The 14,466-nt window shown below is 51.1% G+C and carries 13 protein-coding genes and 5 pseudogenes; 1 reads left to right on the forward strand and 17 read right to left on the reverse strand.

Annotated features, from left to right (window positions below; genetic code table 11):
* Positions 1–135 precede the first annotated feature (135 nt).
* The 7 genes and pseudogenes from ACRDCA_RS03560 to ACRDCA_RS03590 form a co-directional block, all read right to left on the reverse strand.
* A pseudogene (locus ACRDCA_RS03560) lies at positions 136–348 on the reverse strand (ProQ/FINO family protein); the annotation flags it as partial.
* 243 nt (positions 349–591) lie between these two features.
* A pseudogene (locus tag ACRDCA_RS03565) lies at positions 592–1,263 on the reverse strand (reverse transcriptase domain-containing protein); the annotation flags it as partial.
* 89 nt (positions 1,264–1,352) lie between these two features.
* Positions 1,353–2,309, reverse strand: coding sequence for a site-specific integrase (locus tag ACRDCA_RS03570; protein ID WP_438688334.1), 957 nt, complete (start codon positions 2,307–2,309; stop codon positions 1,353–1,355).
* 37 nt (positions 2,310–2,346) lie between these two features.
* Positions 2,347–3,324: a tyrosine-type recombinase/integrase gene (locus tag ACRDCA_RS03575; protein WP_438688323.1), complete on the reverse strand. Its 978-nt coding sequence runs from the start codon at positions 3,322–3,324 to the stop codon at positions 2,347–2,349.
* Positions 3,324–4,550 carry a site-specific integrase gene (locus tag ACRDCA_RS03580; RefSeq protein WP_438688335.1) on the reverse strand — a complete coding sequence of 409 codons (1,227 nt, stop codon included), beginning with the start codon at positions 4,548–4,550 and terminating at the stop codon, positions 3,324–3,326. Before ACRDCA_RS03580 ends, ACRDCA_RS03575 begins: the two co-directional genes overlap by 1 nt.
* Positions 4,551–4,712: 162 nt before the next feature.
* Positions 4,713–5,387: pseudogene (locus ACRDCA_RS03585) on the reverse strand (reverse transcriptase domain-containing protein); the annotation flags it as partial.
* Between the two features lie 510 nt (positions 5,388–5,897).
* Complete coding sequence (locus ACRDCA_RS03590; protein ID WP_438688324.1) at positions 5,898–6,668, reverse strand: Tn3 family transposase; 771 nt, start codon at positions 6,666–6,668, stop codon at positions 5,898–5,900.
* Here ACRDCA_RS03590 and ACRDCA_RS03595 point away from each other — a divergent pair.
* Positions 6,609–7,571 (forward strand): annotated as a pseudogene (locus ACRDCA_RS03595) (IS91 family transposase); the annotation flags it as partial. The gene ACRDCA_RS03590 and the pseudogene ACRDCA_RS03595 sit on opposite strands and share 60 nt — an antisense overlap.
* A gap of 209 nt (positions 7,572–7,780) precedes the next feature.
* On the opposite strand, the gene ACRDCA_RS03600 reads toward ACRDCA_RS03595, so the two are convergent.
* From ACRDCA_RS03600 to ACRDCA_RS03645, 10 genes and pseudogenes are all read right to left on the reverse strand, one after another.
* On the reverse strand, positions 7,781–8,101 hold the full coding sequence (locus ACRDCA_RS03600) for a hypothetical protein (protein ID WP_438688325.1): 321 nt from the start codon (positions 8,099–8,101) through the stop codon (positions 7,781–7,783).
* Complete coding sequence (locus ACRDCA_RS03605; RefSeq protein WP_438688326.1) at positions 8,098–8,541, reverse strand: hypothetical protein; 444 nt, start codon at positions 8,539–8,541, stop codon at positions 8,098–8,100. Before ACRDCA_RS03605 ends, ACRDCA_RS03600 begins: the two co-directional genes overlap by 4 nt.
* Positions 8,542–9,831 (reverse strand): ParB/RepB/Spo0J family partition protein, encoded by a 1,290-nt coding sequence (locus ACRDCA_RS03610; RefSeq protein ID WP_438688327.1) that lies wholly within the window; start codon positions 9,829–9,831, stop codon positions 8,542–8,544.
* A 2-nt stretch (positions 9,832–9,833) separates the two neighbouring features.
* A complete protein-coding gene (locus tag ACRDCA_RS03615; RefSeq protein ID WP_438688328.1) occupies positions 9,834–10,682 on the reverse strand; it encodes a ParA family protein in 849 nt (282 codons plus the stop codon).
* A 49-nt stretch (positions 10,683–10,731) separates the two neighbouring features.
* On the reverse strand, positions 10,732–11,070 hold the full coding sequence (locus ACRDCA_RS03620; protein WP_438688329.1) for a hypothetical protein: 339 nt from the start codon (positions 11,068–11,070) through the stop codon (positions 10,732–10,734).
* A 160-nt stretch (positions 11,071–11,230) separates the two neighbouring features.
* Entirely contained in the window at positions 11,231–12,685 is a 1,455-nt protein-coding gene (locus tag ACRDCA_RS03625) for a DNA sulfur modification protein DndB (RefSeq protein ID WP_438688330.1), read from the reverse strand.
* Positions 12,686–12,755: 70 nt separating this feature from the next.
* The gene (locus ACRDCA_RS03630) at positions 12,756–13,226 is read right to left on the reverse strand and encodes a hypothetical protein (RefSeq protein WP_438688331.1); all 471 of its coding nucleotides are present in this window, start codon (positions 13,224–13,226) and stop codon (positions 12,756–12,758) included.
* 149 nt (positions 13,227–13,375) lie between these two features.
* The gene (locus ACRDCA_RS03635) at positions 13,376–13,696 is read right to left on the reverse strand and encodes a hypothetical protein (RefSeq protein ID WP_438688332.1); all 321 of its coding nucleotides are present in this window, start codon (positions 13,694–13,696) and stop codon (positions 13,376–13,378) included.
* The gene (locus ACRDCA_RS03640) at positions 13,693–14,016 is read right to left on the reverse strand and encodes a hypothetical protein (RefSeq protein ID WP_438688333.1); all 324 of its coding nucleotides are present in this window, start codon (positions 14,014–14,016) and stop codon (positions 13,693–13,695) included. The genes ACRDCA_RS03635 and ACRDCA_RS03640 overlap by 4 nt, the downstream gene beginning before the upstream one ends.
* Positions 14,017–14,148: 132 nt before the next feature.
* Positions 14,149–14,466, reverse strand: a pseudogene (locus ACRDCA_RS03645) (integrase core domain-containing protein); the annotation flags it as partial.

Consider the following 14,466-nt stretch of genomic DNA (forward strand, 5'->3'; position numbering starts at 1 on the left):
CCCAAAAATTCAACCAGGCGATGCCAATATGACAAAGCGCCCCGAAGGGCGCAGTTGGCGCGTGAGCTTGCGAACGGTACGCCGTCCGGCTGAAAGGCGGGCGGGGCGCTGTACTGCGAGTTCGAGCAACGCGAGTTACAGCGCGGGTGCGTCTGGTTTGCCGACGACTTCAGTTTTTTCCCGCAGCTTGTCCAGCTTTTTTCTGGAATATTCCCGCTCCTTTTCGGTTATTTCACCGGCAGGCAGTCCGTGCAGGTCGAAGCGAGTAGTTCCTTCTGAAATCGCAGTCAGATAGGTCGGACGTTTGGCATAGACCGATAAGGCGTCTTTTGCCAATTTCTGGCTAAGTTCAAGCCCTCGCTCTGCTGTGTAGGGGTAGTGACCGGGTAGCTGCGATAACTGCCAACTTTCTTTATTTCACCACAACGCATAAACGAACGTTTGTGCAACGCGGTTACGCCTCAAAAAGTCGATTCAGAGGGGGGCCAGGGTGAGTAGACCTACCCAGTCACCCAGGTAGGCCCCTCCTCAGAACCGGACTTGCGGAACTACCGCATCCGGCTCCCGATAGACCCGTGTCCCCACACAATTTCAGCAAGAATCGAACATTGAGCGGGTTTTCCATTTCGCTGGATAACCCAGCATTTTCAGGATCAGACCCAGCTTTTCCCACGTCAGTCGGCGACGCCCACCTTTACGGTTGAACCATCTGTAGATGATCCGACGACTCTGGTGAATAAATTGTCCAACCCGTCTCTGGTTGTCTGAGATACCGTGATAATTTATCCACCCTCTGACCACCTTGATAACGGTATTCAGGGTTTGCCGCTTGTTGGTGTTCAGGTTCTTCCACAGAAAGTCCCTTAACCCCTTCAGCTTGGCCGCAAAACGGTCTTTTCGACTGGTAAATTTTAGTCGCCAGTATCCTTTTCGCGTTTTCCCCCAGTAACAGGTAAACCCCAGAAAGTTAAACGTTTGCAGACGTTCTCCTGACTGATTGGCTCTCATTGCCGCTACATGACCTGCGGATAGTAATTGCGATTTGTCACTGTGCAGCTCCAGACCGTATTTATTCAGCCGTTTAGGCAACACTTTATAAAAGCGTTTTGCCTCACTTGGGTATTGGAAGGTAAATACCATATCGTCGGCATATCTCACCATCTCCGCACGTCCGTGGATCACTGCGTGGCTGATTTCATCGAACCACTCATCAATCACATGATGCAGGTAAATATTGGCAAGTATCGGCGACAGGATTGAACCTTATGAACAGCGCTGGATTATGCACTGTACCCGGTTGCAGGGCAGTTTTTGCTGGGGTCCTGCACGTAAACACTGCGCATAATCAATGATTATAAAGATGTCAGCCAGGCAAGCAGTTCCGCATCTTGACTCCACTCCGGCATTTCGTTGGAGATGACGTCGACATATGCGGCCTCCAGAGCCTTGCGTTTGGCTTCGGTGGAAGCCCGTGCGTAGATCTCCGTGGTCGACAGATCCACATGGCCCAGAATATCCCGGATGTAGGGCAGCGGGATACCAGCCTCATATAGATGCATGGCCTTGCTATGCCTCAGAATATGAGGGCTTATTCTGGCTCGGGCAAGCCCGTGTGCGTCCGTGAGCGCTCGGTACTTGTCGATGATCCAGGCAACTCCGCCACGACTGAGCTTCGCGTGTCGTTGGTTGAAGAATACCGGATAGCTATCGCGACCAGGCATATCGAGGCGAAACTCAGTCAGGTAGTTGGCCAGGAGCGCTGCCGTATTGGTGCCAAGAGGGACATGACGAGTCTTGCGACCCTTTCCCGTCAACGTGATAACCGCGGGCTTTTGCAGACGGACGTCCCCAACGGTCAGGTCAACCAGTTCCTGGACTCTGGCACCGGTGTCGTAAAGAGTGGCCAGCATTGTCGCATCGCGTCTGCCATTGCGCGTGGTGCGATCCGGCGCGTTTAGCAAGCATCGCGTCTGTTCAACTGTCAGGTGGTGCACGCAGGATTGAGCTCCCTTTTTTACCGGGATTGCCATGATGTCCTGGCAACGCGCCATCAGTGCGGGCTCCTGCGATTGCATCCAGGTGTAGAACGAGCTGATCGCCGCCAGGCGCTGGTTCCGTGTTGAGACACTGTTCTGGCGGCTGCTCTCAAGCCAGTTCAGGAACCCTGTAATCGTCCCAACGTCGATATGGTTGAGGGTGAGCTTCTCTGTCGGGAGCGCTTTCTGGTCACGCAAATAGATGATCAGAAGCTTGAACGTGTCGCGATAGGAGGCGACCGTGTTGGGCGAAGCGCCACGCAGCCCTGCCAGGTGGCTTGTAAGGAACCGCTACAATAGCAGCGCAAAATCAGTTGCCATGGTGCAGACCTCCCTTCAGAGAGGGGACAACGTGCCCGATCGTCTCATCCAGTCGCGAGACAATGTGCGGATACGACTCGGCGGTCAGCCTCAAATAATAGGCGGTGTCTGCGATGGTGTAATGCCCCATATAGGTCTGCAGGATCGGCAACATCGCGCCGACATCCTTGCCGGTAGCAAACCACTTCCGCAGGTTATGAACCGCAAATGAATGTCTAAAATCGTGGACGCGCGGTCCGTGGCCACGACCACCGTGACTGATGCGTGCCTGCCATAGAAACCGACGGAAATTATTGTAAACGTTCAAAAGCCTCAGGGGGAGAGCGCGTCTTCCAGGGAAGAACCACTCATGCCCCATCCAGTCAAACTGGGCATGATAGTGCGCCAACCGAATACGTAGTGGTTCGGACACGGGGATCTGACGGTCTTTGCCGCCCTTGGCGTCGCGGATCAGCAAGACCCCTGTTGCCAGATCAACATCCTCAACGCGCAACAGACGTGCTTCCGAGCAGCGCAGACCGCAGGCATAGATAGTCCTGAACAGGACCGGCATTACCAGGTGTCGTAGGGGCACATCGCTGCAGTAATGGCAGTGATCCGTCTGGGTGAAGAAGGCTGCCAGTTCCGCGTCAGAATAAATGTGCGGAATGTAGGCAGCCGGCCGACGCAACACGCCTGTCGGTAACACATAGGCCGCAACGTCGTGGAGTATCAGCCACTGAGCCAGATGCTTCACCGGCGAAGTCAGACCCAGCAGGGTTGACGGCGTGACCGCTCGCTTTTGAGCCGCCTCGATCCACGCATTGGCAGAAGCTTCGGTGATGGTCTCCAGTCCGGGAAATTGGCTGCGTGTGAATGCAACAAACCGGTAGAGGATCGCTTCCTCAGCTTCATATTTATAACTGACCATACGCTGCTGGGCGACCATCGCATGGACGGTATCGATCAATGTCAGAGGCTCGTTCATCACAGGACCTCCCCGGATGTGGCATCAGGGTTGAGCGCACACTGACGCAGCAGCCCCAGAGACGTCTTCAAATACACGCCTGTCGTGCTTACCGACTGATGCCCAAGAATGTCAGCGATCTGTTCGAGCGGTGTCCCATCTTCCATCAATCGGGTCGCCAGCGTATGCCGTAGCGAATGCATGCCGTGACGACGCTGGTCGCTCAGTGCAACATGGGCCATTCGTGCGTACTTGCACAGGATCTGGTGCAGATGATCCTGGTCAGAAAACGGCCCAACCGGGGTGGTATGGCGCAGGAACACTTGCCGATAATCGGTGGACGGTCGCCCATGACGGATGTAGTCGATTATCGCCCAGCCAACGTCTTTCAATAGCGGCAGTTGTATTCGGTGCCCGGTCTTGGCTTGCCTCACCCAGAGCCGATTGCCCGGCCAGTCGAAATCATCCAGTTCCAGACGCTTGACGTCGATGCTACGCAGACCGAGCCGTGTGACCAGTATAATGATCGCGTAGTCCCTTTTGCCACAGGGATTACCCCGGTCGATAGCTTCCAGAATCCTGGCCACATCGGCGGCGTCCCACACCGATGGAACTCTGGCGTGCTTGCTGGACTTCACCGGCGGGACAGCCTTCAATACATCGGCACTGACTTGTCCCTGGCAACCTGCGTATCTGAGAAAAGAGCGGACCGCGCACAGTTTTTGTTCGACCGTCTTTGCCTGGTATCCGGACAAGGTAGCGACAAATGCCTCGACTGTTCTGGCATCACATTCAGCAAGCCGGCCGCGCGCGTCTACAAACGAAAGAAACTCTCCGGCCAGCGTTCCGTACGTGCGCACCGTCGAAACTGCACAACCCTCGGCACGTAGCCCGGCCTGGAATTTACCGATCAGTTCGGCCTGATTGGCTGTGAGCTTATCGGCCCGGCGATCATAGCGACGCAACACAGCACCGTGAGCCACAAAGTCTCCGAGCATCTGGGCGACCCGAAACAAATAGACGTCAGTCTGTTTGAGCGTGCTGGTCTGTTCCTTCGCGAAAAAATCACAGGCGGTGTCAACCCACGCCATTGCGATCTCCAGGTTGAACTCCTCAACGCCCCGATCCGAAAAATATCCCTCCAGGCGACGCCAACACTGGCGATACCAGGTCATCGTCGACTCTTTATACCCCAGACGCAGCAACTCGCGATCCAGGTCAGAAATTAATGCAGATAAAGTTACCATCACCGCTATCTCCAATCACAGGCCCCACGTTATGCCGGGCCAGGTGATCAGCATCATCGGTGATTATGTGCCGCGATTTTATGCATCCCCCTGCAAAATCGCCACCTACAGGCAAGCACTGTGCATAATCCAGCGCTGTTCATAAGGAGGCTTATGTTCAGCTGAACATAAGCCTCCTTGTGGGCACCCTCGCTCATTGCTGAATGTTTGTTTACCGATTATTACTGGTGCCGTTATCAGTACCTCGATCAGTCTGAGAAAACGACGGTCTGATATTTTCTTCCGAAGTAATTCCATCAGTTCCCGGTGTGGGATCATATTGAAATACTTACGGATATCGATTTCTACAACGGCACCATTCCAGTTGCGAAACGTCTGCTGTTGCAGAGCCTTCAATGCTGCATGACAATTTAAACCCGGTCGAAAACCGTATGAGCAGGGCATAAACAGCGGTTCGTAGATCCTGCTAAGAATATCGCTGACAGCAAGCTGTACCAGCTTATCTTCCAGACAAGAAATGGCTAACGGCCGTTTGCTGCCATCCTCTTTCGGTATTTCCGTTATTCTGGCGGCCTTGGGGTGATATGTTCCCCGGCGGATACGCAAGATAAGACTATTGATATTCTCGTCAATCTGCTCTCCGTAGGCGGCCTTTGTCACGCGATCAATACCAACGGCTTTACTCCCATCCAGCCGCTGGAATTGCCCTTTCAGCATGTCACTACTGAGCAAATGACCTAAATTGTTGAACAATTGCTGTTTGTTACATGCCGATTTCTCGCCTATGCGCTCAAGTTTTGTTAACCATGCTATTCCGTCGTTGCTGAGTACGGTCATTGTTTCCCTCTCACGCTCGATCTATCTGCCAGTCCTTCGCTCCACGGTCATTACTCGTTTCTACGCTACTATGACTGACTCCGACTTCCTGGTACTCATTTATCAGGCCTTGTGTTTGGCACTTGTGCCTAACATACTCATTCCATTGAGAAGTATCAGGATCTCCTGGGTTCCGCACTGTTCTCTACAAGCTCGCCGACGCCCGCGGCTCCGGTGTGTGCTTCTGAATGGATATTTGCCAGTATGACCATTCCGAAGCTGTTGCCTGCTGGTTTTCCAAGACCATCGGCACATCACTATCAGAGGGATTTCGGAGCTATCACGTTCACCATTTGGTTTCGGCTCGAATGTTTCGCTGTCTACGCTTCGTCTCCTTTGTTACCGCCGGAAACGCAAGACTCGCTACGTAGTGGTCTGGCTTGTCCTTTCTACGGCAGGACTTTCACCTACAAGATCAGTGCAGCTTTGCCCAGCGCACTGGAAGAACCCCCGAAAATGACGAGTACGGGTTCACTTATCGTGCCAAAAATGTTGTTTCACGTGTGCCTCCAGTATCAACGATATGGCGTCAACATCAAGTTCCCCGTTACTTTTCCTGAAGTTGTAGCGACCAGTAAGCAGCATGTGGCTCCAGGCTATTGGTGATATTCGCGTAAACTCATTAATAATCTCCTGAGATACACCACTGGCTACCATTCGTTCATATACCGAATTCAGGATCATACCATTGTAAGCAATAATACAATTTGCAATTAACCTTGCTGCATGGGCACTTATGCGATTTTCAACGATCCTTTTTCCCTGGAATACGCCGTGATACGTTTTTCTTATATTACTCTGAAGCTGGTGATAAGCCTCGGTACGGTTTCTGGCGCTTCGTATGGCTTTCCTGAGTTGCATATTATCAATCAGGTTAAGGACATGCTTGCTTTTAAAAATAGCATTGTATTCAAATAATGCTGATTTTAACCTGGCATAGCGAGTATGGGAATTAAGTTTACGAATGATATTGCTTTGCGTGTTTTCCTGCATGATGAGTGAAAGCAGTACCCGTATCACACCCCGACGTTGAGAACGTATGCGCTCAGCATTGATAACCTTCTGGGGTTTTATTAAACCTGTGTAGTTCTCCAGTGGCTGGGTAGCATATAAATTGTCTGCCGCGCTCCTTACATTTTTTATGCTGGGTACATACTCCACATCTATTGAATCGAGGGTGACAAAAAGCAGCACATCCTGCCCGACAGCGACTGGCAACACATCACCTTCACTATGCCGCATCTGCTGTGGCCGTTCTTCAACAACAACTGGCCCCTGCTCAACGACCTGTTCCGCTGTGCCACCCGCGCCATGCTCCGCTGGGCACGCCAACAGGGTATCGAAGTGGGGATCTTCTGTGCGCTCCACACCTACGGCCGGCAGCTCAATCAGCATCCGCATATCCACGTCTCCGTTACCCGCGGCGGCCTCGACATAAAACACAGCACCTGGCGGCAGCTGTTCTTTAAAAAGAAAGAGGTAGAGCAAATCTGGCACAACGCCGTGGTTTACCTGCTGCGCGACAACTACGCGCAAATCAACCCCGGCGGCCTGCCGGGCCTCGGTCATATCCGTAACGAAGACCGGTGGCACCGTTATCTGCATGCCCAATATCGCCGCGCCTGGAAAGTGCATTTTGCCAAAAAGACTCGCGGCGCCTGGCGCAGCGTGAAATACCTCGGCCGTTATCTGAAGCGCCCGCCGGTGGCCGCTTCTCAGCTGCGCCACTATCGCGGCGGTGCCGTGGTGCATCAGTATTACGACCACCGCACACAGCAACACAAACGCCAGAAAATCAGCCAGGGGGAGATGTTGCAGCGGTACGTCAGCCATATTCCGGCGCGGCATTTTAAAATGGTGCGGTATTACGGTTTTTTGGCCAACCGCAAGCGCGGCGCGCTGCTGCCGAAGGTTTACGATGCGCTGGAAATGACCGTACGGGAGAAACCAAAACGGCCCGGTTTCGCGGTACTGATGAAGGGCTTCTTGGGCACCGCCCCTTACCAATGCATCTAGTGCAAAGGTCGACTGCGTTTTGCCGGTGCCATAGCGGGTGAACACGCGACAAAAATGCTCTCCAACAGACTGCATCAGATGGCGAAAAAACGATGGCTTCAGGCACCGACTCTGGATCAGTGTGCCTGAAAAACAGGTTTTAGATTAAAAATCCACCGTAATGGTTATTTTCATCTATCAATATGCGCTGCCCCGCGTCATCAGGGGCTGTTGTACGCCGATGTTCATGGTCAGTCGCTCCGAAAAAACGCGATCCAGATTCCTAACCATCAAGCATCATTTTCATTTTATGGCTCACCGGTCATTTTTCCTTAAATTGAATTTTCGCATGCGAAACTTTACGTTCGGCGATACAGGCTCAAAATTACTGATGTCAGCTGATAGTACGGTGTCGACCACCGGCCATTCGATATCGTCGAGTATGTAAGGTGTTCTGCCCTTTTATCACAATACAGGATTTCAATCACACCTGACTCAGCGAAACGTCGGGCAACGGCGGCAACGTTGGTATTCGTGATACCGATGATTGATGCCACCTTCTCTTTTCCCAAGAGCGTTTCCCCGCTATCGAAAGCATCCAACAAACAGGCCAGCATCGACGCCGCATAGCCATTCCTGCCGGTATCTTTCAAAATACGATCCAGCTCTAAGAATGTCATGTTGAGACCCTCTTTTTACGCGCACGATAGTGGGCGTCATTTTCCAGGGCTGCGCAAAGCCAGCCTGCCGCAACATCGCGATCGAAACCAGCTGGCAACAAACTCAACAACAAATCACAGTCGTTTGTTTTAATTGATAACGTGAAGATTGAAGCGAACCCGGCCCATTCCGCATGTGCTTTAGGTACCCACCCGTTTTCCAGCAGCATAGACAATGCAGCCTGCATCGCCCAACGGGGTACGCTTTTGCGAATCCCCCATTCATTGATTGCCGATCCTGTCAGGGGCTTTTCACGGTCACGCAGAAAGCCGTTTTTTATGGCTGTATTGACCAGAACGTCTGCAGCTTGTGCAGACGTCAGTTCTGTGGTCATCACCCATGTTTTCACAATGCTTGGCAAGAATGCGTCTGCCAGTTGCGCGAAGAGTGTCGTAATCATTTAGACCTCTTTAATCCCCAGGACCGTCACATCTTTCGCCTCGATACAAACCTCTCCGATTTTGAATTTGATCCAGACCAAACCAAATTCGTCCGGCGTTTTATCCGTGACCAGATACCCCTCTTCCCCGTCAACCATGACCACGATGCGTCGGGTCGTTACTGCAGGCGTTACTGTCGGCGCAGCAGCAAGAGCAGCTGCTTGCCGAGGAACTATTTGTTCCTCTCCTGTAGGGTCATCACGTTTGACGCTTTCGGGTTGTTGTTCATCCCCATCTGCGTTACCGGTAGCTGGCCTGCTCGACACAACGGGTTCCCCAGCTGTGCCAGGCAGATCATCCTTTTCAGGTGCATTGCTCTCGGCCGTCTCTGGTTGGTTATCGTTCGTTCCTGGATTATCGATAGCAGCCTTTGCTGGCTCAGATGTACCCGCTGGAACCCCGACAGTCTCTCCCGAATCTTGGTCGTTCTGCTCTGTAGATTTTGGCGGAACAGCCGGTTTTCCTTTCAGCAAGTTCAGCTCTTTAATGGCACTCCCGCGAGTCAACTTTCCATCGCGTAGTAGCTCAACCATTTTTTCAGCCCTGTCCGGGTTGATATCGCTGATTTGGCTGAGGGTATAAACCATATCGAGATCTTTGGTGACCTTATCTTTCAATAAGGACTTCACCACTTCCGGCGCATCCAGCAAGCGCATGTGCTTGCTGACATATGTCTGCGGCTTGCCAAGCACCTTGGCGATTTCTGCCTGTGACATGTTCCAGGTCGTTTTCAGCTCAAGCATGTTGTTCGCTGTCGCTAAAGGCTTAAGCCCGGACTGGTGAATATTTTCACTCAATTGAGAGATGATCCGTTCTCGGTCATCTTTCGGCGGGGGGCCGACATAAATATCGATATACTTCTCGCCCCGTTGTTTTTCAGACCGCCATCGAGTTTCCCCAAATAAAATCCGATAACCTCGCTTGTCACGGGGATAACAACGTGGGGGTGAAAGGATCCCGACTTCGTCGAAACTACTGGCCATGCCTTCTATCGTAGCCGCTTCAAAGTCTTCCTCCGGACGGACCTGTTTAACCGCGTAAACTTCATTGATCGGCACACGAATGATCTGGCCATTCGGTTCTAACTCAGCACGCGACACATCTTGCAGCACCCGGTGGTTCAACTGCTCCGTTGGCAACATCACCTCACGTTCTTGCAAACCGGATGCTGGCGCCGCCTCCGGCATGGAGGCGGCCTGCTGCCGTTGATCCTTTTGCTTCTGCAACTGATTTCTAAATCCCTTGGCCATGTTTAGCCTCCAGTCCGTGCAATGATGGTATCAACCAGGCGATCATAACTGGTCACGAGTGGACTCTTAGGGTCATGCTCTTTTATCGTGGTATTAAGCTCGATCGCTTCACGTACTTTGGTTGCGACAAACGGCATCACTTCCAATAAATGCTCTTTGCTAAACCCCTGCTCTTCAAGTATCTCCATCAGCATTTCGAGGTTGGCGGTATCAACCTGCGCATAGCGCCCTTCAAGCATCGGCTTTTTATAGTTAGCCACAGTTGCCTGAGTGACAAACACCCCAAGAAGCTTCAAGCCCGGGTTGTAACGCTCTTTGATTTTCTTGAACGAATTAATGTGTTTTTCAACGCCAAGCCGAGAACTTTTCTCCAGCACAGTGGGGATCAGCAGGAAGTCAGCGACAATATGATTGGCCAACAACAAGTTTGACCATACCGGTGATGAATCGATGATGATGTAATCGTAAGCTTCCTTCAGCACCTCAAATCGCTCTTTGAAGTCAAATGCACAGTCTGCATGGCGGTTATTCACGTCATTGAGATCATCAGTTGCCCCCATAAATCCCCGCCCGTCCGGCAATGTGAGAGGGGTAAATGGCGTATCTGGACCTGCGTACATACGTGAAACGTGTGCTTCCCCTGGCGTGAATGTACGGCCTTGCGGATTTTTATCAATCTCTGGCGGCAAACCGTCAGGAAACTGGCGTGACGTTAACGCACTCATCCAGTCGCCATCTATCGCGCATGTACGCTTATTGCGAGCCTGCAGCTCAGAGGAAATTTCGGTAGTGGAAAATGTTTTTCCGATCCCGCCCTTTTGTGAACAAATTACAATTACTTTTGCAGCCATCTTTGCGTCCTCTTCAAAAACATTTCGCATGCGAAAACAGATAAAATCGTTACTGGTGCGGAGCCTGATTGTTATTTAGCTCTCTTCGTTTCTTACCAGGCGCGATGTATTCAGCATTGATGGCCACGAAAGAATAGCCATGTATGTCTGTGCCGTCTTTCTCGTACTTTGAGTTCTTGATAATAAAATCAACCGACATTGTGTCACCTACCAGGTACCGATCCGCGATGCGTTCAGCAACATTGTCATAAGCAATGAATTCCAACTTCGTTTGCTGGTCACCACGATTGCGCAGCTCTGCGACAGTAAACAAGCTGTATTGGGTATCATCACGTTGGATCAGTTGCGGTTGTGTCAGTAAACGGCCAACTATGGCATTGTGTTGCATGTTCAATCTCCTATGAGCCAGGCTTTACGCCGAAGTATCAGGTGGCCTCCCACCTGACACTTACCAATCTATCAGGACGCTCTATTAATATCAATAAAGATATTCAAAAAAACATCCTCTTTCTCACCGATTTCCGACAGCATAATTTCGCATGCGAAAGTCAGTCGTTGCTGTCAGTTTCTGCAGGATCGCTTGCCACATCGTTAGGCGTCAACCGGCGCATCCACACCTTTGTAGCCTTCTTATCCCAAAGGAATTTGAGTTCACTGCTACTCATGTCAGCAACCGTTTTTAAATCGTCGATCAAGTCGGCACGGGTGCATTTCAAAATGATCTCACTTTCCAAAGTGCTCAACGTGCTGGCCACGGATCGAATACCAATGTTAGTGATGAACTCCTTTTTTAACTGAGGTGCAAGATGCTCATTCAGCAACGTCAGCCAGCCATCAGTATCGAGGGGTGGCTCCAACCTTTTATCCTCATCAAAGGCATAGGCTTCTGGCTTCTCACTGGTTCTCAGCGTGGCAGGATCAATACCAAACGTATCTGCTTCAAGCTGTTTGAGGTCATCGGGAAAAACCACATTGAGCATCTGTAGAAGCAAACTGGCACTCAGCTTTATCGCGCGGGCATCGCACTTAATTTTCCAGGTATCTACCTCGACACACCGCCGTTCCCAGTCTTCAAAGCCAAACTGCTTTTCGTAATGGAACTCAGCTTCCGTTATCACCGCCACCGCTTCTTCGACTGAACGGGTATCCAGTAAGTACCGAGTTGCCACCCCGATCGCTACGACCATGACGGCATGCGTGCCCAGGTATTTCTGTCGATAGGCAGGGGCATTTGATGACGTCCATCCCCCGATAATTGACCAGTGCATTTTTTTACTCCAGGCCGACATCAAGAGCACGGCATCACTTTTCATCTGCTCTGTGATCTCGCTTTTTTCATTGAGTTTGAACATTTTTACCAGGCAATCATAGAGCGTCTTAAAGCTGAAAATGTTGGGGTTTGAACCTGTAACGACATTTTTTTCATAGTCGAGGCAGCTTTTGAATGGATAACAATCAGCGGCAACATACGCGGCTAGCGTGTTCCTGGCATCACGCTTGTCATAGGCTTTGTTTTGGGCTGCAGACGGCTTAACGGCGTTATAGTTGATATCGGAAAAGAACTGTTGTCGTGTAAGCAGATCGATGTTGTCGGTCAACAGCTGGGTGATGGTATCGTTGAACGATTTTAATGTGCTCGCTACACGCTGGATACTTGTTGCCCGGTGTTGCCCATCAAAGAACTTGATATCGGCTCCACGATAAATGCGTAACATTCCCACACTGGTATGCCCTTCGAACTGCGTAAAGGCCACTTCACCTTCGAGATTACCCGACAGGGTCGGCAGTATGTAGGGTGTTTTGTCGTCGACGTTATCGTACACATAATCGAAAATGCGGGATGTACGCGCATGATTCACTGGGCGCTGTGATCGCTCCATAGTATTGCCAGAATCGTCTATCGCGATAATATGTTCCAGAACCCGCATCGGGAGGGTCACTGAAAACTGGCGGATGCCGCCTTGGGTACCAACGGTTGCCGGAATATCAAAATACTTTTTCATGGTTGCTCCTGTGAGCTGGTTTTGAAATGACTACCGGCCTTCCAGCAGTCATGGAATTTCGCATGCGAAATTACGCGATGTAGGCGACAACGCTTTCCGTTTTAGAGTCACATGCACTGATCAGGGCATAGCCTTGCTCGGCGAGCTCCATTGTCAGCCTCTCGATTTCCTGCCCCAGATATTCGTACCCACGATGGGAGAAGTGGGCTGGTTTACCGTACGTCTCGATAAAATGGGCGATGCTATCCGCCTTCACCTGCACTTTACGGTAGCTTTCTAGCAGGGATATACGGGTAATTTTGACCATTCGGCAACAGAGGTCGCCGTGACTGATAATGTCAGTTTTGTAAGGGGTGACATCCTTGACGTTGTAACGCAGGGGAAGCAACGCTTCAATTTCGGAAATTTGATCGGGATACAGTCTGCCGTCGACAAGGGTAAAACCTCGCGTTAACAACTCGACGATCTTGATATCGGACTTTACTGTGGGCAGCCATCCTTTGGTGCCCTGGGAGATATGAAACAACTTTTGATTCAACATTACGCTGCTACTCCTGTGAGACTGGCTTTACGCCAACGTACTGGGGATGGCCTTCCATCCCCAACACACACATTATCCCTCAAGCACATTTCAATATCATTATTGATATTAAAATGTTTCGCATGCGAAATTTTGCATCTGCAGATCAGCTACTTTAAATTGCGAAGTTGGTCCCGTTCCGCATCGAGCGACATTATCGGTGAGCTCCCCCGCGTCAGCATATGGGTTTCGTGCATGATCCTGGATCTGATGTCGGCGGCCGCCCAGCGCGTCAGTTGGCCATCAATCATTGCTTTTGAAACCACATCTTTGGTCTGGGTTGAAAGGTGTGGCCAGGCCATCACAATCTCCCGGTACCCACCGGCATCAATTTCACCACGCATGTACAACGCAGTGCCAACGCCGGTGAGGAGTGGCATTACGAGCACCACCGCCAGGTAGCCTTTAAAAAACGCTAACACCCTTTTCATTTGGTCTGGTCCTTCAGTTCAGGTGACGGTTGATTAACGATGATCGTGGTACCCGTTAGCCAGTCGCTCCCACAACGGATAACTGTCTTGCCAGATTTTTCAAACCAATCCCCCCCGCCTTTTGCACAATCGGGAATTGCCTCATAAGTGGGAATATCAAACTTCTGGTAGACCGTTCCCATGAAGGTCGGGTAGCTATCGCCGTTGATCAGCCACAGTCTTTCAGCCGCTAACACAGCCGCACAAGCGAAGATCGCCGCATATACCCATAGCATTGATTTGCCAATGAGCCGGCTTAAGCGGTGACGCGAACCGCTCATATAACTCACCAGGTACAAGACAGTAATAAACAGAGCAACCCAAAAGAAGCCCCAAAAGGTCGACCAGTTGCGTTGTAGCAGGCCAAAGCCCACCCCGAGAGATAAGAACAGACCTATATTAAGTTGTGTGATTCATAGACATCGTTTCAATTTTCTCAGTTCAAGCTCAAGCTTGTAATTCTGTTCCTGTATATGCTCTTCATTGGGCTGATAGTTTGCGTGAACGACATCAGTGTATGGCGTTTTGCTCAGCAAGTTCAAAGTAGCGCTCCATCGGGGTTTTACCGTTGTGAGCGCTATGAGGACGCTCCCAGTTATAGTAATGCTGCCATTCTGACAGCAGATCCTTCAGGTCATCAGTTGAGAGGTCTACAGTAGCGTAAAACTCAGCTTTGTCTGTCTTTTGGGAACGTTCAACTTTGCCATTGAGATGAGGCGAAGCGGGTTTAT

Source organism: Serratia sp. (in: enterobacteria), assembly GCF_051654945.1.
In the GTDB taxonomy this organism is placed as follows: Bacteria; Pseudomonadota; Gammaproteobacteria; order Enterobacterales; family Enterobacteriaceae; genus Chania.

Excerpts from the sequence above, each read along its gene's own strand:
- ACRDCA_RS03600 (WP_438688325.1), bottom strand. The coding sequence starts at position 8,101 with ATGACATTCTTAGAGCTGGATCGTATTTTGAAAGATACCGGCAGGAAT.
- ACRDCA_RS03625 (WP_438688330.1), bottom strand. The coding sequence starts at position 12,685 with ATGAAAAAGTATTTTGATATTCCGGCAACCGTTGGTACCCAAGGCGGC.
- ACRDCA_RS03605 (WP_438688326.1), bottom strand. The coding sequence starts at position 8,541 with ATGATTACGACACTCTTCGCGCAACTGGCAGACGCATTCTTGCCAAGC.
- ACRDCA_RS03575 (WP_438688323.1), bottom strand. The coding sequence starts at position 3,324 with ATGAACGAGCCTCTGACATTGATCGATACCGTCCATGCGATGGTCGCC.
- ACRDCA_RS03620 (WP_438688329.1), bottom strand. The coding sequence starts at position 11,070 with ATGCAACACAATGCCATAGTTGGCCGTTTACTGACACAACCGCAACTG.
- ACRDCA_RS03580 (WP_438688335.1), bottom strand. The coding sequence starts at position 4,550 with ATGGTAACTTTATCTGCATTAATTTCTGACCTGGATCGCGAGTTGCTG.
- ACRDCA_RS03635 (WP_438688332.1), bottom strand. The coding sequence starts at position 13,696 with ATGAAAAGGGTGTTAGCGTTTTTTAAAGGCTACCTGGCGGTGGTGCTC.
- ACRDCA_RS03640 (WP_438688333.1), bottom strand. The coding sequence starts at position 14,016 with ATGAGCGGTTCGCGTCACCGCTTAAGCCGGCTCATTGGCAAATCAATG.
- ACRDCA_RS03610 (WP_438688327.1), bottom strand. The coding sequence starts at position 9,831 with ATGGCCAAGGGATTTAGAAATCAGTTGCAGAAGCAAAAGGATCAACGG.
- ACRDCA_RS03590 (WP_438688324.1), bottom strand. The coding sequence starts at position 6,668 with ATGCGGCATAGTGAAGGTGATGTGTTGCCAGTCGCTGTCGGGCAGGAT.
- ACRDCA_RS03630 (WP_438688331.1), bottom strand. The coding sequence starts at position 13,226 with ATGTTGAATCAAAAGTTGTTTCATATCTCCCAGGGCACCAAAGGATGG.
- ACRDCA_RS03615 (WP_438688328.1), bottom strand. The coding sequence starts at position 10,682 with ATGGCTGCAAAAGTAATTGTAATTTGTTCACAAAAGGGCGGGATCGGA.